The organism is Aeromonas sp. sif2416, assembly GCF_019218665.1.
In the GTDB taxonomy this organism is placed as follows: domain Bacteria; phylum Pseudomonadota; class Gammaproteobacteria; order Enterobacterales; family Aeromonadaceae; genus Aeromonas; species Aeromonas encheleia.
The window spans coordinates 108,310-122,118 of record NZ_JAHUXC010000013.1; the positions used below are offsets into that span (position 1 = coordinate 108,310).

Here is a 13,809-nt window from a genome sequence, read left to right on the forward strand (position 1 = left end):
TTGATTTATGTTCTTTTATCTATTGGAGCTCTGTCAATGCAGAACCAAAGAATCCGTATTCGCCTGAAGGCTTTTGATCATCGCCTGATCGATCAATCCACAGCGGAAATCGTTGAAACTGCAAAGCGCACTGGCGCGCAGGTTCGCGGTCCTATCCCGCTGCCGACTCGCAAAGAGCGCTTCACCGTCCTGATCTCCCCGCACGTCAACAAAGATGCGCGTGATCAGTACGAGATCCGCACTCACAAGCGTCTGGTAGACATCGTTGAGCCGACTGACAAGACCGTAGACGCCCTGATGCGTCTGGATCTGGCAGCCGGTGTAGACGTCCAGATCAGCCTGGGTTAATTACGGAAAGAGGTTGATAACAATGACAATCGGTCTTGTAGGTCGCAAAGTGGGTATGACTCGCATCTTCACTGAAGATGGCGTTTCTATCCCGGTGACTGTTATCGAAGTTGAAGCTAACCGTGTAACTCAGGTCAAATCTGTAGAAACCGACGGCTACAACGCTATTCAAGTTACCACTGGCGCCAAAAAAGCCAGCCGTGTAACCAAGCCGGAAGCTGGCCACTTCGCCAAAGCTGGTGTCGAAGCCGGCCGCGGTCTGTGGGAATTCCGCCTGAACAACGGTGAAACTTTCACTGTTGGTAGCGAGCTGAAAGTAGATCTTCTCGCTGACGTTAAGATGGTAGACGTTACTGGCACATCCAAGGGTAAAGGTTTTGCGGGCACTGTAAAGCGCCACAACTTCCGCACCCAGGATATGACCCACGGTAACTCCTTGTCTCACCGCGCTCCGGGTTCTATCGGTCAGAACCAGACTCCGGGTCGTGTATTCAAGGGCAAAAAGATGGCTGGTCACATGGGTGCTGAGCGTGTAACGACTCAGAACCTGGAACTGGTTCGTGTTGACGCTGAACGTAACCTGCTGCTCATCAAAGGTGCAGTACCGGGTGCAACCAACGGCAACGTGATCGTCAAACCTGCCGTCAAAGCGTAACGTCTGAGGAGATAGTAATGGAATTGGTAATGAAAGACGCCAAGAGCGCTCTTGAAGTTTCCGAGACTACCTTCGGGCGCGAATTCAACGAAGCTCTGGTTCACCAGGTCGTCGTTGCATATGCCGCAGGTGCCCGTCAGGGTACTCGTGCGCAGCTGACTCGCTCTGAAGTGTCTGGTGGCGGCAAAAAGCCGTGGCGTCAGAAGGGTACTGGTCGTGCCCGTGCTGGCTCCATCCGTTCGCCCATTTGGCGTTCCGGTGGTGTGACTTTTGCTGCTAAGCCGCAAGATCACAGCCAAAAAGTTAACAAGAAGATGTACCGCGGCGCTATCCGTAGCATCCTGTCCGAGCTGGTACGTCAAGAGCGCCTGATCGTTGTTGAGAAATTCGGCATCGAAGCGCCGAAGACCAAAGAACTGATCGCCAAGCTGAAAGAGATGGAACTGACTGACGTTCTGATCGTGACTGCTGAAGTCGATGAGAACCTGTTCCTGGCTGCTCGCAACCTGTACAAAGTTGACGTGCGTGACGTTGCCGGTATCGACCCGGTCAGCCTGATCGCTTTCGACAAGATTCTGATGACTGCTGATGCAGTTAAGCAAATCGAGGAGATGCTGGCATGATCCGCGAAGAGCGTTTGTTGAAAGTTCTGAAGGCTCCGCATATCTCTGAAAAGAGCACCATGGTCGCAGAAAAGCAGAACACTATCGTGTTCAAGATTGCTGTTGATGCCACCAAGGCGGAAGTCAAAGCTGCAGTTGCGAAACTGTTCGAGGTCGAAGTTGAGACCGTCCGTACCCTGAACATGAAGGGTAAAACCAAGCGCTCAGGTGCGCGTGTAGGCCGTCGTTCCGATTGGAAAAAGGCTTATGTGACCCTGAAAGCTGGTCAGGACATCGACTTCATGGGCGCAGCCGAGTAAGAGGAGTTCTGAAAAATGGCAATCGTTAAGTGCAAGCCTACTTCTCCGGGCCGCCGCCACGTCGTTAAGATCGTCAATCAAGAGCTGTACAAGGGTAAGCCCTTCGCCGCTCTGCTGGACAGCAAAAGCAAGTCCGGTGGTCGTAACAACAACGGCCGTATCACTACCCGTCATATCGGTGGTGGTCACAAGCAACACTACCGTATCGTCGACTTCAAGCGCGACAAAGACGGTATCCCGGCTAAAGTAGAACGCCTGGAATACGATCCTAACCGTACCGCTAACATCGCTCTGGTGTTGTATGCAGACGGTGAGCGTCGTTACATCCTGGCGCCGAAAGGCCTGAAAGCTGGTGACGCTATCGCTTCTGGTGTTGATGCTGCAATCAAGGTGGGTAACACCCTGCCGATGCGCAACATCCCGGTCGGTTCTACCGTTCACGCCGTAGAGATGAAACCTGGTAAAGGTGCCCAGCTGGCTCGTTCCGCTGGTACTTTCATCCAGATCCTGGCGCGTGATGGTAACTATGTAACTCTGCGTCTGCGTTCCGGCGAAGTACGTAAAGTTCTGGCCGAGTGCCGCGCTACCATCGGTGAAGTCGGTAACTCCGAGCACATGCTGCGTCAACTGGGTAAAGCCGGTGCAAACCGCTGGCGTGGTATTCGTCCGACCGTTCGCGGTATGGCGATGAACCCGGTTGATCACCCGCACGGTGGTGGTGAGGGTCGTAACAAAGGCATGCAGCCTGTGTCCCCATGGGGCCAGAAGGCTAAAGGCTTCAAGACCCGTAAGAACAAGCGTACCGACAAGTACATCGTACGTCGTCGTAACAAGTAATTGTTAACATAGAGGAATCACCATGCCACGTTCTCTCAAGAAGGGTCCTTTTATTGACCTGCACTTGCTGAAGAAGGTAGAGAAAGCGGTGGAAAGCGGGGATAAAAAGCCGGTTAAGACCTGGTCCCGTCGTTCAATGATCATCCCGAATATGATCGGTTTGACCATCGCTGTCCATAATGGTCGTCAGCACGTTCCGGTTTTCGTTACCGAAGAAATGATCGGTCACAAACTGGGTGAATTCGCACCGACTCGTACTTATCGCGGCCATGCTGCTGATAAGAAGGCTAAGAAGCGCTAAGGGATAAATGATGGAAGCTATCGCTAAACACCGTTATGCCCGTACTTCTGCCCAGAAAGCTCGTCTGGTAGCCGATCAAGTACGTGGTCTGTCCGTAGACAAGGCTCTGACTCTCCTGACCTTCAGCCCGAAAAAGGCTGCTGTTCTGGTGAAGAAAGTGCTGGAATCTGCCATTGCAAACGCTGAGCACAACGAAGGCGCCGACATCGACGCCCTGCGTGTTGCTACTATCATGGTCGACGAAGGTCCCTCCATGAAGCGCATCCGTCCTCGTGCCAAAGGTCGCGCGGATCGTATCCTCAAGCGTACCGCTCACATCACTGTAGTGGTATCCGACGCTAAGGCTGGGAGATAAGCAATGGGTCAGAAAGTACATCCTAATGGCATTCGCCTGGGTATTACCAAGCCTTGGAATTCTACCTGGTTCGCGAACACCAAAGACTTCGCTGACAACCTGTACAGCGATTTTCAAGTACGCCAGTTCCTGACCAAGGAGCTGAAAAACGCGTCCTTGTCCAAGATCACCATCGAGCGTCCGGCCAAGAGCATCCGTGTGACCATTCACACCGCTCGTCCGGGTGTTGTGATCGGTAAGAAAGGCGAAGACGTTGAGAAACTGCGCAAAGCCGTCGCCGTCATTGCTGGCGTGCCTGCTCAGATCAACATTTCCGAAGTCCGCAAGCCGGAGCTGGATGGCAAACTCGTTGCCGACAGCATCACTTCCCAGCTGGAACGTCGCGTAATGTTCCGTCGTGCTATGAAGCGCGCCGTACAGAACGCCATGCGCCTGGGTGCCAAGGGCATCAAAGTGGAAGTGTCCGGTCGTCTGGGCGGCGCTGAAATCGCGCGTACCGAATGGTACCGTGAAGGTCGTGTGCCTTTGCACACCCTGCGTGCCGACATCGACTACGCAACTTCTGAAGCCCACACCACTTACGGTGTGATCGGCGTCAAAGTTTGGATCTTCAAGGGCGAAGTTCTGGGCGGTCTGGCTGCAGTCAATGCTGCCGCTGCTCAAGAGCAAGCTCCTGCAAAGCCCAAGCGTGACAACAAGCGCCGCGCTGCTAAGTAAGGAGATTCGGTAAATGTTGCAACCAAAGCGTACTAAATTCCGCAAGACCCACAAAGGTCGTAACCGCGGTCTGGCCAACTCTGGTAACGAAGTTTCCTTCGGTACCTTTGGCCTGAAGGCGACTACCCGTGGTCAACTGACTGCTCGTCAAATCGAAGCAGCCCGTCGTGCCATGACCCGTCACGTTAAGCGTCAGGGTAAGATCTGGATCCGTGTGTTCCCGGACAAGCCGATTACCGAAAAGCCCCTCGAAGTTCGTATGGGTAAAGGTAAGGGTAACGTCGAATACTGGGTATGCCCGATCCAACCTGGCAAGGTTCTGTACGAGATGGATGGTGTTCCTGAGGCTCTGGCTCGTGAAGCCTTCGCCCTGGCCGCTGCCAAGCTGTCCGTTCAGACCACTTTCGTAATTAAGACGGTGATGTGATGAAAGCCCAAGATCTGCGTCAAAAGAGCGTCGATGAACTGAACCAGGAGCTGCTGGGTCTGCTGCGTGAGCAATTCAACATGCGCATGCAAGCATCCACCGGCCAGCTGGCTCAGACTCACACTCTGAAACAAGTGCGTCGTGACGTCGCACGTATTAAGACTGTACTGACAGAGAAGGCAGGTGCGTAATGACTGACAAAATCCGTACTCTGCAAGGTCGTGTAATTAGCGACAAGATGGACAAGTCCATCACCGTCGCTATCGAGCGCAAGGTAAAGCACCCGATCTACGGTAAGATCATCAAGCGCACTACCAAGCTGCACGTACATGACGAAAACAACGAGTGTAAAGCTGGTGACCTCGTGGAAATCCGCGAATGCCGCCCGCTGTCCAAGACCAAGTCCTGGACCCTGGTTGCTGTCGTAGAAAAGGCCTAATGGTCCTTTTTTGCCCAAACGGCCCCCCTTCGGGGCCGTTTGTTTTTTAGGCTACCTTTTCAAAAGAAGCTGTGTTATAGTTTCGCGCCTTTTGAAGGCAGCCAGATCCCGGAAGGGATAAGAAGTAAACAAAGCGGAGCACTAAAATGATCCAGATGCAAAGTATGCTGGGTGTAGCCGACAACTCCGGCGCTCGCAGTGTAATGTGTATTAAGGTTCTGGGTGGCTCGCACCGCCGTTACGCCGGCATCGGCGACATCATCAAGGTTTCCATCAAGGAAGCTATTCCTCGCGGTAAAGTGAAGAAAGGTGATGTGTATAACGCGGTGGTCGTACGCACCCGTAAAGGCGTTCGTCGTCCGGACGGCTCTGTCATCCGTTTCGACAACAATGCGGCTGTTTTGCTTAACGGCAACCAACAGCCAATCGGTACTCGTATTTTTGGCCCGGTGACCCGTGAACTCCGTAATGAGAAGTTCATGAAGATTGTGTCCCTGGCACCCGAAGTACTGTAAGGAGTCGAACGATGGCAGCTAAAATCCGTCGCGAAGACGAAGTGATTGTTCTTACCGGCAAAGACAAGGGCAAGCGTGGCAAAGTCACTCAAGTTCTGATCGCTAAAGGTAAGGTTCTCGTGGAAGGCATCAACCAGGTGAAGAAACACCAGAAGCCGGTACCCGCTTTGGGTCAGGCTGGCGGTATCATCACCAAAGAAGCCCCGATCGATGTTTCAAACGTAGCGCTGTTCAACTCTGCCACTGGCAAGGCTGATCGCGTTGGTTTCCGGATTGAAGACGGCAAAAAAGTTCGTTTCTTCAAATCTACCGGCGAACTTGTGAAGTAATTGGAGTTTAACGATGGCGAAACTGCATGATTACTACAGATCCGATGTAGCAAAAGAACTGTCAAAGCAGTTCGGTTACAAGACGATCATGCAAGTCCCTCGGATCGAGAAAATCACCCTGAACATGGGTGTTGGTGAGGCGATTTCTGACAAGAAACTGCTGGAAAATGCTGCTGCCGATATGGCTGCCATTTCCGGTCAGAAGCCACTGATCACCAAAGCTCGCAAATCTGTTGCGGGCTTCAAGATTCGTGAAGGCTACCCGATAGGTTGTAAAGTAACCCTGCGTGGCGAGCGTATGTGGGAGTTCCTGGAACGGCTGATTTGCATCTCCGTACCGCGTATCCGTGACTTCCGTGGCCTGAACGCTAAAGCGTTCGATGGTCGTGGTAACTACTCCATGGGCGTGCGTGAGCAAATCATCTTCCCGGAAATCGACTATGACAAAGTCGATCGCGTCCGTGGTCTGGATATCACCATCACCACTTCCGCGAATACCGATGAAGAAGGCCGTGCTCTGCTGGCTGCCTTTAACTTCCCATTCCGCAAGTAAGGTTAGGGTTATGGCTAAAACATCCATGAAAGCACGTGAAGCAAAGCGTGCGAAGCTGGTAGCCAAGTTCGCCACTAAGCGAATCGAGCTGAAAGCTGTCATTGTTGATATGAACGCTTCTGAAGAAGCGCGTTGGGATGCTGTCTTGCAACTGCAACAGCTGCCCCGTGATTCCAGTCCGTCCCGCCAGCGTAACCGTTGCAATATTACTGGTCGTCCGCACGGTTTCCTGCGCAAGTTTGGTCTGTCCCGCATCAAGGTGCGTGAGCATGCCATGAAGGGCGAAATTCCAGGTCTCAAAAAGGCCTCTTGGTAAGAATCTCGGGAGTTAGACTATGAGCATGCAAGATCCGATCGCGGACATGCTGACCCGCATCCGTAACGGTCAAGCGGCGAGCAAAGTTGCGGTTTCCATGCCTTCTTCCAAGCTGAAAGTGGCTATTGCCAAAGTGCTGAAAGAAGAAGGTTACATCGCTGGCTACTCCGTAGCAGGTGATGTGAAGCCGGAACTGGAAATTGAACTGAAATATTTCCAGGGCAAGCCGGTTGTAGAACTGATCCAACGCGTGAGCCGTCCCGGCCTGCGTATTTACAAGCGCACTACTGATCTGCCGAAAGTTATGGGCGGTCTCGGTGTTGCTATCGTGTCCACGTCTAAAGGTGTGATGACCGACCGTGCTGCCCGCAAGGCAAGCATGGGTGGTGAGATCATCTGCTACGTCGCTTAATAGGAGGTCGGAAATGTCTCGCGTTGCTAAGGCACCCGTCACTATTCCTGCTGGCGTAGAGGTGACTCTGAACGGTCAGGAACTGTCCATCAAAGGTGGTAAAGGTTCTCTGGTTCGTTCCATCCACGCCGGTGTAGAAGTGACCAAAGAAGACAATGTACTGAAGTTCGCCCCGCGCGACGGCATCGCTGGTGCTGACGCTCAGGCCGGTACTGCACGTGCATTGGCTAACAACATGGTAATCGGTGTTACCCAAGGCTTCGAGCGTAAGCTGCAGCTGGTTGGTGTAGGTTACAAAGCCTCCATCAAGGGCAATGCTGTCGCGCTGGCTCTGGGCTTCTCTCACCCGGTAGAGCATGCGCTGCCGGCTGGTGTCACCGCTGAATGCCCGACTGCTACTGAGATCGTTCTCCGTGGTGTGGACAAGCAGCTGGTTGGCCAAGTCGCCGCCGATATCCGTTCTTACCGCGCTCCGGAGCCCTACAAGGGCAAGGGTGTACGCTATGCCAACGAGCAAGTGCGTACTAAAGAAGCTAAGAAGAAGTAAGGTAACACTATGGACAAGAAAGCAGCTCGTCTCCGTCGTGCTACTCGTGCTCGGAAGAAGATGCAGGAACTGGGAGCGACCCGTCTGGTTGTTCACCGTACCCCGCGTCATATCTACGCGCAGGTTATCGCAGCCAACGGTTCCGAAGTTCTGGCCTCTGCTTCTACAGTAGAGAAAGCCATCAGTGAAGCTCTTAAATACTCCGGTAATGCTGATGCAGCTACCGCAGTAGGTAAAGCAATCGCTGAGCGTGCTATTGCCAAAGGCGTTCAGAACGTATCTTTCGATCGTTCCGGTTTCAAGTATCACGGTCGTGTAGCCGCTCTGGCTACCGCTGCTCGTGACGCTGGTCTTCAGTTCTAAGCTAGGAGTCGAAGATGGCTAAAGTCGAATCTCAAGCCGGCGAACTGCAAGAAAAGCTGATTGCAGTAAACCGTGTTTCGAAAACTGTTAAAGGTGGTCGTATCATGTCCTTCACCGCGTTGACCGTGGTGGGTGATGGTAACGGCCGTGTAGGTTACGGTTACGGTAAAGCCCGTGAAGTTCCAGCTGCCATTCAAAAGGCAATGGAACAGGCTAAGCGTAACCTGAGCAAAGTTGAGCTGAACAATGGCACTCTGCACCATCCGGTGCGTGGTGTTCACTCTGGCTCCACCGTGTTCATGAAGCCGGCCTCACAAGGTACTGGTATCATTGCAGGCGGCGCCATGCGTGCTGTGCTGGAAGTTGCTGGTATCCACAACGTGCTGGCTAAGACCTACGGTTCCACCAACCCAATCAACGTTGTTCGCGCAACTGTCGACGCTCTGGTGCAGGGTCAATCCCCGGCTCAGATCGCTGCCAAGCGTGGTCTGCGCGTTGAAGAAATTCTGGGGTAATGCGACATGGCTAACACTGTAAAAGTAACTCAAACTCGCAGCTCTATCGGCCGTCTGCCAAAGCATAAGGCGACTCTGCGTGGTCTGGGTCTGCGTCGCATTGGTCACACCGTCGAGCTGGAAGATACTCCTTGCGTACGCGGTATGATCAACCAGGTTTATTACATGGTTAAGGTGGAGGGCTAAGCATGCGTCTGAATACTCTGTCTCCGGCCCCAGGTTCCAAGTCTGCTAAGCACCGTCCGGGCCGTGGTATCGGTTCAGGTCTGGGCAAGACTGGTGGTCGTGGTGTGAAAGGCCAAACCTCTCGTTCCGGTGGCGGTAAAGTCCGCAACGGTTTCGAAGGTGGTCAGATGCCTTTGAAAATCCGTCTGCCGAAGTTCGGTTTCTTCTCTCGCAAATCTTTGGTATCTGCCGAAGTGCGTCTGAACGAACTGGCCCTGGTAGAAGGTGATGTGGTCGATTTGAGCACTCTGAAGCAAGCCGGTGTTGTTACTAAGAACATCGTTTTCGCTAAAGTTGTTCTGTCTGGCAACATTGACCGTGCTGTGACCGTTCGTGGTCTGTCCGTCACCAAAGGTGCACGTGCAGCCATCGAGGCCGCTGGCGGTAAAATCGAGGAATAATCAGTACAATGGCTAAGAAACCAGGATTGGATGTTAAAGCACAGGGTGGTCTGAGTGAACTGAAGAGCCGTCTGCTCTTCGTTCTCGGGGCGATTATCGTTTTCCGTGCAGGCTCTTATGTGCCTATTCCTGGTATTGACGCCGCCGTACTGGCCGAGTTGTTCCAACAACAGAAGGGCACCATCATTGAGATGTTTAACATGTTCAGTGGTGGTGCACTCTCGCGTGCTTCTATTCTTGCACTGGGGATCATGCCGTACATTTCGGCGTCGATCATTATCCAGCTGCTGACTGTGGTTCACCCCGCTCTTGCTGAACTCAAGAAAGAAGGTGAATCCGGCCGTCGCAAGATTAGCCAATATACCCGTTGGGGCACGCTGGTTTTGGGAACTTTCCAGGCCATTGGTATTGCAACCGGTCTGCCGAATATGATGCAGGGACTCGTGACTCATCCGGGTTTGGGCTTCTATTTCACGGCCGTTGTGAGTCTGGTCACCGGTACCATGTTCTTGATGTGGTTGGGTGAACAGATTACCGAGCGTGGGATTGGTAATGGTATCTCGTTGATTATTTTCACGGGTATCGTTGCTGGTCTGCCTCATGCCATTGGCGCTACGGCCGAACAGGCACGTCAAGGGGAATTGCACATCCTGCTGTTGTTGTTGCTGGGCTTGATTGTTTTCGCAGTGACTTACTTTGTGGTGTTCGTGGAACGTGGTCAGCGTCGTATCGTCGTGAACTACGCCAAGCGTCAACAAGGCCGCCAGGTATTCGCCGCGCAAAGCACACACCTGCCGTTGAAAGTAAATATGGCCGGTGTGATTCCTGCGATTTTCGCATCCAGCATCATCCTCTTCCCTGGGACCATTACCTCTTGGTTTGGTCAGGGCGAGGGCAAGGTAGCTGACGTTCTGCAGCAGGTCTCTATGGTCCTGCAGCCGGGTCAACCCTTGTATGAGATGCTCTATGCAGCAGCCATTATCTTCTTCTGCTTCTTCTATACCGCGCTGGTGTTCAACCCCCGCGAGACAGCAGATAACTTGAAGAAGAGTGGAGCCTTTATCCCGGGGATCCGCCCGGGCGAGCAGACAGCACGTTACATCGATAAGGTTATGACTCGCCTGACATTGGCAGGTGCGCTCTATATCACCTTTATCTGTCTGGTACCCCAGTTCTTGATGACTGCCTGGAACGTACAGTTCTACTTCGGTGGCACCTCGCTGCTGATTATCGTGGTAGTTATCATGGACTTCATGGCTCAGGTACAAACCCATATGATGTCTCATCAATATGGCGACGTCCTGAGGAAGGCCAACCTGAAGGGCTACGGCCGCTAAAGGTCGGCGTAGTTACGGAGTTAAGCAATGAAAGTTCGTGCTTCCGTTAAGGCAATCTGCCGTAACTGCAAAATCATCAAGCGTCACGGTGTGGTGCGTGTGATTTGCAGCGAGCCAAAGCATAAACAGCGCCAAGGCTAATTTTTACGGTTAGTACTTGCAACAAATAGTTGTGCTGGCTATTATAGCCAGCCAACTTTTGTTGTGTATTGGTTGACCGCCACGTATCCGCTCACGGGCTTTGTGGTGGTCGTTATCTACGCTACGTAGGAGTGAACAGTGGCCCGTATCGCTGGCATTAACATTCCTGACCATAAGCATGCAGTCATTGCGTTGACTGCGATTTATGGCGTCGGTCGTACCCGCTCCAAGGCCATCTGTGCCGCAGCCGGTATTGCTGAGAATGTGAAAATTAAAGACTTGGACGAAGCTCAGATCGAAAGTCTGCGCGAGCAAGTAGGTAAATTCACCGTTGAAGGTGACTTGCGTCGTCAGATTTCCATGAACATCAAACGCTTGATGGATCTGGGTTGCTACCGTGGTTTGCGTCACCGTCGTAGCCTGCCTGTTCGTGGTCAACGTACCAAGACCAACGCTCGTACCCGTAAGGGTCCGCGCAAGGCTATCAAGAAGTAACGGGAAGGTAGAAAATGGCTAAAACTCCGACTCGTGCTCGCAAGCGCGTTAAAAAGCAAGTGAGCGACGGTATTGCACACGTTCATGCATCTTTCAACAACACAATCGTGACCATTACTGACCGTCAGGGCAATGCTCTGTCTTGGGCTACCTCTGGTGGTTCCGGTTTCCGTGGTTCCCGTAAGTCCACTCCGTTTGCTGCCCAGGTAGCTGCTGAGCGTGCTGGTGAGATCGCCAAAGAATACGGCGTGAAGAACCTGGAAGTCATGGTCAAAGGTCCGGGTCCCGGTCGTGAGTCTTCCATCCGCGCTCTGAACGCGGCTGGTTTCCGCATCACTAATATTACTGATGTGACTCCGATCCCGCACAACGGTTGTCGTCCTCCCAAGAAGCGCCGCGTATAACGCTGTAGCTACTTGGTCTAGGATTGTTGGAGAAAGAAGATGGCAAGATATATCGGTCCTAAGCTTAAGCTTAGCCGTCGTGAGGGCACCGACCTCTTCCTGAAGTCTGGTGTTCGTGCGATTGATTCTAAGTGCAAGATTGACACCGTTCCAGGTCAACACGGTGCGCGTAAAGCGCGTCTGTCTGACTACGGTGTGCAACTGCGCGAGAAACAAAAAGTTCGTCGTATCTACGGCGTATTGGAAAAACAGTTCCGCAACTACTACCGCGATGCTGCCCGTCAAAAGGGTAACACCGGTGAAAACCTGTTGCAGCTGCTGGAAGGTCGTCTGGACAACGTCGTCTACCGTATGGGCTTCGGCGCTACCCGTGCTGAATCTCGTCAGCTGGTGAGCCACAAAGCCATCATGGTAAACGGCCGTGTCGTAAATGTTCCTTCTTTCCAGGTATCCCCTGAGGACGTGGTCTGCGTTCGTGAGAAGGCTAAGAAGCAAGCGCGTATCAAAGCTTCCCTGGAAGTTGCGGGTCAGCGCGAGAAGCCGACTTGGGTAGAGGTTGACGCTGCTAAGATGGAAGGTGCCTTCAAGCGCCTGCCAGAGCGTTCCGACCTGTCTGCCGACATTAACGAACAGCTGATCGTCGAGCTTTACTCCAAGTAAAGCTAGCTTCTAAAGAGAGGACACAATGCTGGGTTCTGTAACAGATTTTCTTAAACCGCGGCTAGTTGACATCGAGCAAGTTAGCCCGACTCACGCGAAAGTGACTCTCGAGCCGCTTGAGCGTGGCTTTGGTCACACGCTGGGCAATGCTCTGCGTCGTATTTTGCTGTCATCTATGCCCGGTTGTGCGGTTACTGAAGTCGAAATTGACGGAGTACTGCACGAGTACAGCAGCAAAGAAGGTGTACAGGAAGACATTCTTGAAATCCTGCTCAACCTGAAAGGTATCGCTGTGAAGCTGGAAGGCAAGGACGAGGTAACTCTGTCCCTGACCAAGTCTGGAACAGGCCCCGTTACCGCTGGTGATATCACTCACGGTGATGAAGTCGAGATCGTAAACCCGGAGCACGTAATCTGCCACCTGACTGGCGCCAATGCTGAAATCAGCATGCGCCTGAAAGTTCAGCGCGGTCGTGGTTATGTGCCTGCTTCTGCTCGTGTTCACAACGATGATGAAGAGCGTCCTATCGGTCGCCTGCTGCTGGACTCCGCGTTCAGCCCCATCGTTCGTATTGCCTACAATGTTGAGGCAGCACGCGTGGAACAGCGTACCGACTTGGACAAGCTGGTCATCGACATGGAGACCAATGGTACTCTGGATCCTGAAGAAGCCATCCGTCGTTCCGCCACTATTCTGGCTGAACAACTGGAAGCCTTCGTGGATCTGCGCGATGTCAGCGTGCCCGAGAAGAAAGAAGAGAAACCCGAGTTTGATCCGATTCTGCTGCGTCCTGTCGATGATTTGGAGCTGACAGTTCGTTCTGCGAACTGTCTGAAGGCAGAAGCTATCCACTATATTGGTGATCTGGTACAGCGTACCGAAGTTGAGTTGCTTAAAACTCCTAACCTCGGTAAGAAGTCCCTGACTGAGATCAAGGACGTGTTGGCCTCCCGTGGTCTGTCTCTTGGCATGCGCCTCGAGAATTGGCCGCCCGCCAGCATCGCTGACGAGTAATCCAGATTACGGGTTTCACAGATTTAGTTAGAAGGATAAGGTCATGCGCCATCGTTTGAGTGGTCGTCAACTGAACCGGAACAGTAGCCATCGTCAGGCTATGTTCCGCAACATGGCCAGCTCCCTGGTTCGTCATGAGATCATCAAGACGACTCTGCCTAAGGCAAAAGAGCTGCGTCGTGTAGTTGAACCGCTGATCACCCTTGCCAAGACTGATAGCGTTGCTAATCGTCGCCTGGCATTTGCCCGTACTCGCGATAACGCGATCGTGGCTAAGCTGTTCAATGAACTGGGCCCGCGCTACCTGGAGCGCGCCGGCGGTTATACTCGCATTCTGAAATGCGGTTTCCGTGCAGGCGACAACGCCCCTATGGCTTACATTGAGCTGGTAGACCGCCCGGCCGCTGCTGAAGCAGCTGCTGAGTGATAAAGAAAAAGCCGGGCTTGTCCCGGCTTTTCTTTTAAGGGAATCTTATACTGCCTCAACTGCCTCAACTGCCTCAACTGCCTCAACTGCCTCAACTGCCTCAACTGCCTCAACTGCCTCAACTGCCTCAACTGCCTCAACTGCCTCAACTGC

The 13,809-nt window shown here is 53.0% G+C and carries 28 protein-coding genes; all 28 read left to right on the top strand.

The features are described from left to right. The first annotated feature begins 36 nt into the window (after positions 1 to 36). Complete coding sequence (gene rpsJ, locus KW821_RS18905; RefSeq protein WP_005307944.1) at positions 37 to 348, top strand: 30S ribosomal protein S10; 312 nt, start codon at positions 37 to 39, stop codon at positions 346 to 348. A 22-nt stretch (positions 349 to 370) separates the two neighbouring features. Continuing rightward, positions 371 to 1,003, top strand: coding sequence for a 50S ribosomal protein L3 (gene rplC / locus KW821_RS18910; RefSeq protein WP_005319753.1), 633 nt, complete (start codon positions 371 to 373; stop codon positions 1,001 to 1,003). Between the two features lie 17 nt (positions 1,004 to 1,020). Continuing rightward, on the top strand, positions 1,021 to 1,626 hold the full coding sequence (gene rplD, locus KW821_RS18915; protein WP_025325386.1) for a 50S ribosomal protein L4: 606 nt from the start codon (positions 1,021 to 1,023) through the stop codon (positions 1,624 to 1,626). Further along, the gene (gene rplW / locus KW821_RS18920) at positions 1,623 to 1,925 is read left to right on the top strand and encodes a 50S ribosomal protein L23 (protein WP_005319747.1); all 303 of its coding nucleotides are present in this window, start codon (positions 1,623 to 1,625) and stop codon (positions 1,923 to 1,925) included. Before rplD ends, rplW begins: the two co-directional genes overlap by 4 nt. 15 nt (positions 1,926 to 1,940) lie before the next feature. After that, on the top strand, positions 1,941 to 2,762 hold the full coding sequence (gene rplB / locus KW821_RS18925; protein WP_042652873.1) for a 50S ribosomal protein L2: 822 nt from the start codon (positions 1,941 to 1,943) through the stop codon (positions 2,760 to 2,762). Positions 2,763 to 2,784: 22 nt separating this feature from the next. After that, entirely contained in the window at positions 2,785 to 3,063 is a 279-nt protein-coding gene (gene rpsS / locus KW821_RS18930; protein WP_005307960.1) for a 30S ribosomal protein S19, read from the top strand. 10 nt (positions 3,064 to 3,073) lie between these two features. Beyond that, the gene (rplV, locus tag KW821_RS18935) at positions 3,074 to 3,418 is read left to right on the top strand and encodes a 50S ribosomal protein L22 (RefSeq protein ID WP_005890899.1); all 345 of its coding nucleotides are present in this window, start codon (positions 3,074 to 3,076) and stop codon (positions 3,416 to 3,418) included. Positions 3,419 to 3,421: 3 nt separating this feature from the next. Beyond that, on the top strand, positions 3,422 to 4,135 hold the full coding sequence (gene rpsC, locus KW821_RS18940) for a 30S ribosomal protein S3 (protein WP_033130008.1): 714 nt from the start codon (positions 3,422 to 3,424) through the stop codon (positions 4,133 to 4,135). A gap of 13 nt (positions 4,136 to 4,148) precedes the next feature. Further along, entirely contained in the window at positions 4,149 to 4,562 is a 414-nt protein-coding gene (gene rplP / locus KW821_RS18945) for a 50S ribosomal protein L16 (RefSeq protein ID WP_033130009.1), read from the top strand. Continuing rightward, complete coding sequence (gene rpmC / locus KW821_RS18950) at positions 4,562 to 4,753, top strand: 50S ribosomal protein L29 (protein ID WP_005319733.1); 192 nt, start codon at positions 4,562 to 4,564, stop codon at positions 4,751 to 4,753. The genes rplP and rpmC overlap by 1 nt, the downstream gene beginning before the upstream one ends. Then, positions 4,753 to 5,001 (top strand): 30S ribosomal protein S17, encoded by a 249-nt coding sequence (rpsQ, locus tag KW821_RS18955; RefSeq protein WP_005307966.1) that lies wholly within the window; start codon positions 4,753 to 4,755, stop codon positions 4,999 to 5,001. Before rpmC ends, rpsQ begins: the two co-directional genes overlap by 1 nt. A 146-nt stretch (positions 5,002 to 5,147) precedes the next feature. After that, positions 5,148 to 5,516 carry a 50S ribosomal protein L14 gene (gene rplN, locus KW821_RS18960; RefSeq protein WP_005890908.1) on the top strand — a complete coding sequence of 123 codons (369 nt, stop codon included), beginning with the start codon at positions 5,148 to 5,150 and terminating at the stop codon, positions 5,514 to 5,516. 11 nt (positions 5,517 to 5,527) lie between these two features. After that, positions 5,528 to 5,845: a 50S ribosomal protein L24 gene (rplX, locus tag KW821_RS18965; protein WP_042652872.1), complete on the top strand. Its 318-nt coding sequence runs from the start codon at positions 5,528 to 5,530 to the stop codon at positions 5,843 to 5,845. 13 nt (positions 5,846 to 5,858) lie between these two features. Then, the gene (gene rplE / locus KW821_RS18970; protein WP_042652871.1) at positions 5,859 to 6,398 is read left to right on the top strand and encodes a 50S ribosomal protein L5; all 540 of its coding nucleotides are present in this window, start codon (positions 5,859 to 5,861) and stop codon (positions 6,396 to 6,398) included. A 10-nt stretch (positions 6,399 to 6,408) separates the two neighbouring features. Further along, a complete protein-coding gene (gene rpsN / locus KW821_RS18975; RefSeq protein ID WP_218292536.1) occupies positions 6,409 to 6,714 on the top strand; it encodes a 30S ribosomal protein S14 in 306 nt (101 codons plus the stop codon). A 19-nt stretch (positions 6,715 to 6,733) separates the two neighbouring features. Further along, positions 6,734 to 7,126, top strand: coding sequence for a 30S ribosomal protein S8 (rpsH, locus tag KW821_RS18980; RefSeq protein WP_005307980.1), 393 nt, complete (start codon positions 6,734 to 6,736; stop codon positions 7,124 to 7,126). 13 nt (positions 7,127 to 7,139) lie between these two features. Next, the gene (rplF, locus tag KW821_RS18985; RefSeq protein ID WP_005319720.1) at positions 7,140 to 7,673 is read left to right on the top strand and encodes a 50S ribosomal protein L6; all 534 of its coding nucleotides are present in this window, start codon (positions 7,140 to 7,142) and stop codon (positions 7,671 to 7,673) included. Positions 7,674 to 7,682: 9 nt separating this feature from the next. Further along, positions 7,683 to 8,036: a 50S ribosomal protein L18 gene (rplR, locus tag KW821_RS18990; RefSeq protein ID WP_005319717.1), complete on the top strand. Its 354-nt coding sequence runs from the start codon at positions 7,683 to 7,685 to the stop codon at positions 8,034 to 8,036. Between the two features lie 14 nt (positions 8,037 to 8,050). Then, the gene (gene rpsE / locus KW821_RS18995; protein ID WP_042010196.1) at positions 8,051 to 8,551 is read left to right on the top strand and encodes a 30S ribosomal protein S5; all 501 of its coding nucleotides are present in this window, start codon (positions 8,051 to 8,053) and stop codon (positions 8,549 to 8,551) included. A gap of 6 nt (positions 8,552 to 8,557) precedes the next feature. Next, positions 8,558 to 8,737 carry a 50S ribosomal protein L30 gene (rpmD, locus tag KW821_RS19000; RefSeq protein WP_005307985.1) on the top strand — a complete coding sequence of 60 codons (180 nt, stop codon included), beginning with the start codon at positions 8,558 to 8,560 and terminating at the stop codon, positions 8,735 to 8,737. A gap of 2 nt (positions 8,738 to 8,739) precedes the next feature. Then, positions 8,740 to 9,177 (top strand): 50S ribosomal protein L15, encoded by a 438-nt coding sequence (gene rplO, locus KW821_RS19005; protein ID WP_042652868.1) that lies wholly within the window; start codon positions 8,740 to 8,742, stop codon positions 9,175 to 9,177. An 8-nt stretch (positions 9,178 to 9,185) separates the two neighbouring features. Then, complete coding sequence (gene secY / locus KW821_RS19010; RefSeq protein ID WP_042652867.1) at positions 9,186 to 10,514, top strand: preprotein translocase subunit SecY; 1,329 nt, start codon at positions 9,186 to 9,188, stop codon at positions 10,512 to 10,514. A gap of 27 nt (positions 10,515 to 10,541) precedes the next feature. Further along, positions 10,542 to 10,655, top strand: a complete 114-nt coding sequence (rpmJ, locus tag KW821_RS19015) for a 50S ribosomal protein L36 (protein WP_005319705.1) — start codon at positions 10,542 to 10,544, stop codon at positions 10,653 to 10,655. A 138-nt stretch (positions 10,656 to 10,793) separates the two neighbouring features. Then, positions 10,794 to 11,150, top strand: a complete 357-nt coding sequence (gene rpsM / locus KW821_RS19020) for a 30S ribosomal protein S13 (RefSeq protein ID WP_005307991.1) — start codon at positions 10,794 to 10,796, stop codon at positions 11,148 to 11,150. Positions 11,151 to 11,164: 14 nt separating this feature from the next. Next, a complete protein-coding gene (gene rpsK, locus KW821_RS19025) occupies positions 11,165 to 11,554 on the top strand; it encodes a 30S ribosomal protein S11 (protein ID WP_005319702.1) in 390 nt (129 codons plus the stop codon). A 39-nt stretch (positions 11,555 to 11,593) separates the two neighbouring features. After that, entirely contained in the window at positions 11,594 to 12,214 is a 621-nt protein-coding gene (gene rpsD, locus KW821_RS19030; protein ID WP_042652866.1) for a 30S ribosomal protein S4, read from the top strand. 25 nt (positions 12,215 to 12,239) lie between these two features. Next, positions 12,240 to 13,229 carry a DNA-directed RNA polymerase subunit alpha gene (gene rpoA / locus KW821_RS19035; RefSeq protein ID WP_005307997.1) on the top strand — a complete coding sequence of 330 codons (990 nt, stop codon included), beginning with the start codon at positions 12,240 to 12,242 and terminating at the stop codon, positions 13,227 to 13,229. Between the two features lie 43 nt (positions 13,230 to 13,272). Continuing rightward, complete coding sequence (gene rplQ / locus KW821_RS19040; RefSeq protein WP_005307999.1) at positions 13,273 to 13,656, top strand: 50S ribosomal protein L17; 384 nt, start codon at positions 13,273 to 13,275, stop codon at positions 13,654 to 13,656. Positions 13,657 to 13,809: the final 153 nt, after the last annotated feature.

What these genes read in the sequence shown, in the direction of transcription:
- rpsJ (WP_005307944.1), top strand. Translation starts at nt 37, where the DNA reads ATGCAGAACCAAAGAATCCGTATTCGCCTGAAGGCTTTTGATCATCGC.
- rplC (WP_005319753.1), top strand. Translation starts at nt 371, where the DNA reads ATGACAATCGGTCTTGTAGGTCGCAAAGTGGGTATGACTCGCATCTTC.
- rplD (WP_025325386.1), top strand. Translation starts at nt 1,021, where the DNA reads ATGGAATTGGTAATGAAAGACGCCAAGAGCGCTCTTGAAGTTTCCGAG.
- rplW (WP_005319747.1), top strand. Translation starts at nt 1,623, where the DNA reads ATGATCCGCGAAGAGCGTTTGTTGAAAGTTCTGAAGGCTCCGCATATC.
- rplB (WP_042652873.1), top strand. Translation starts at nt 1,941, where the DNA reads ATGGCAATCGTTAAGTGCAAGCCTACTTCTCCGGGCCGCCGCCACGTC.
- rpsS (WP_005307960.1), top strand. Translation starts at nt 2,785, where the DNA reads ATGCCACGTTCTCTCAAGAAGGGTCCTTTTATTGACCTGCACTTGCTG.
- rplV (WP_005890899.1), top strand. Translation starts at nt 3,074, where the DNA reads ATGGAAGCTATCGCTAAACACCGTTATGCCCGTACTTCTGCCCAGAAA.
- rpsC (WP_033130008.1), top strand. Translation starts at nt 3,422, where the DNA reads ATGGGTCAGAAAGTACATCCTAATGGCATTCGCCTGGGTATTACCAAG.
- rplP (WP_033130009.1), top strand. Translation starts at nt 4,149, where the DNA reads ATGTTGCAACCAAAGCGTACTAAATTCCGCAAGACCCACAAAGGTCGT.
- rpmC (WP_005319733.1), top strand. Translation starts at nt 4,562, where the DNA reads ATGAAAGCCCAAGATCTGCGTCAAAAGAGCGTCGATGAACTGAACCAG.
- rpsQ (WP_005307966.1), top strand. Translation starts at nt 4,753, where the DNA reads ATGACTGACAAAATCCGTACTCTGCAAGGTCGTGTAATTAGCGACAAG.
- rplN (WP_005890908.1), top strand. Translation starts at nt 5,148, where the DNA reads ATGATCCAGATGCAAAGTATGCTGGGTGTAGCCGACAACTCCGGCGCT.
- rplX (WP_042652872.1), top strand. Translation starts at nt 5,528, where the DNA reads ATGGCAGCTAAAATCCGTCGCGAAGACGAAGTGATTGTTCTTACCGGC.
- rplE (WP_042652871.1), top strand. Translation starts at nt 5,859, where the DNA reads ATGGCGAAACTGCATGATTACTACAGATCCGATGTAGCAAAAGAACTG.
- rpsN (WP_218292536.1), top strand. Translation starts at nt 6,409, where the DNA reads ATGGCTAAAACATCCATGAAAGCACGTGAAGCAAAGCGTGCGAAGCTG.
- rpsH (WP_005307980.1), top strand. Translation starts at nt 6,734, where the DNA reads ATGAGCATGCAAGATCCGATCGCGGACATGCTGACCCGCATCCGTAAC.
- rplF (WP_005319720.1), top strand. Translation starts at nt 7,140, where the DNA reads ATGTCTCGCGTTGCTAAGGCACCCGTCACTATTCCTGCTGGCGTAGAG.
- rplR (WP_005319717.1), top strand. Translation starts at nt 7,683, where the DNA reads ATGGACAAGAAAGCAGCTCGTCTCCGTCGTGCTACTCGTGCTCGGAAG.
- rpsE (WP_042010196.1), top strand. Translation starts at nt 8,051, where the DNA reads ATGGCTAAAGTCGAATCTCAAGCCGGCGAACTGCAAGAAAAGCTGATT.
- rpmD (WP_005307985.1), top strand. Translation starts at nt 8,558, where the DNA reads ATGGCTAACACTGTAAAAGTAACTCAAACTCGCAGCTCTATCGGCCGT.
- rplO (WP_042652868.1), top strand. Translation starts at nt 8,740, where the DNA reads ATGCGTCTGAATACTCTGTCTCCGGCCCCAGGTTCCAAGTCTGCTAAG.
- secY (WP_042652867.1), top strand. Translation starts at nt 9,186, where the DNA reads ATGGCTAAGAAACCAGGATTGGATGTTAAAGCACAGGGTGGTCTGAGT.
- rpmJ (WP_005319705.1), top strand. Translation starts at nt 10,542, where the DNA reads ATGAAAGTTCGTGCTTCCGTTAAGGCAATCTGCCGTAACTGCAAAATC.
- rpsK (WP_005319702.1), top strand. Translation starts at nt 11,165, where the DNA reads ATGGCTAAAACTCCGACTCGTGCTCGCAAGCGCGTTAAAAAGCAAGTG.
- rpsD (WP_042652866.1), top strand. Translation starts at nt 11,594, where the DNA reads ATGGCAAGATATATCGGTCCTAAGCTTAAGCTTAGCCGTCGTGAGGGC.
- rpoA (WP_005307997.1), top strand. Translation starts at nt 12,240, where the DNA reads ATGCTGGGTTCTGTAACAGATTTTCTTAAACCGCGGCTAGTTGACATC.
- rplQ (WP_005307999.1), top strand. Translation starts at nt 13,273, where the DNA reads ATGCGCCATCGTTTGAGTGGTCGTCAACTGAACCGGAACAGTAGCCAT.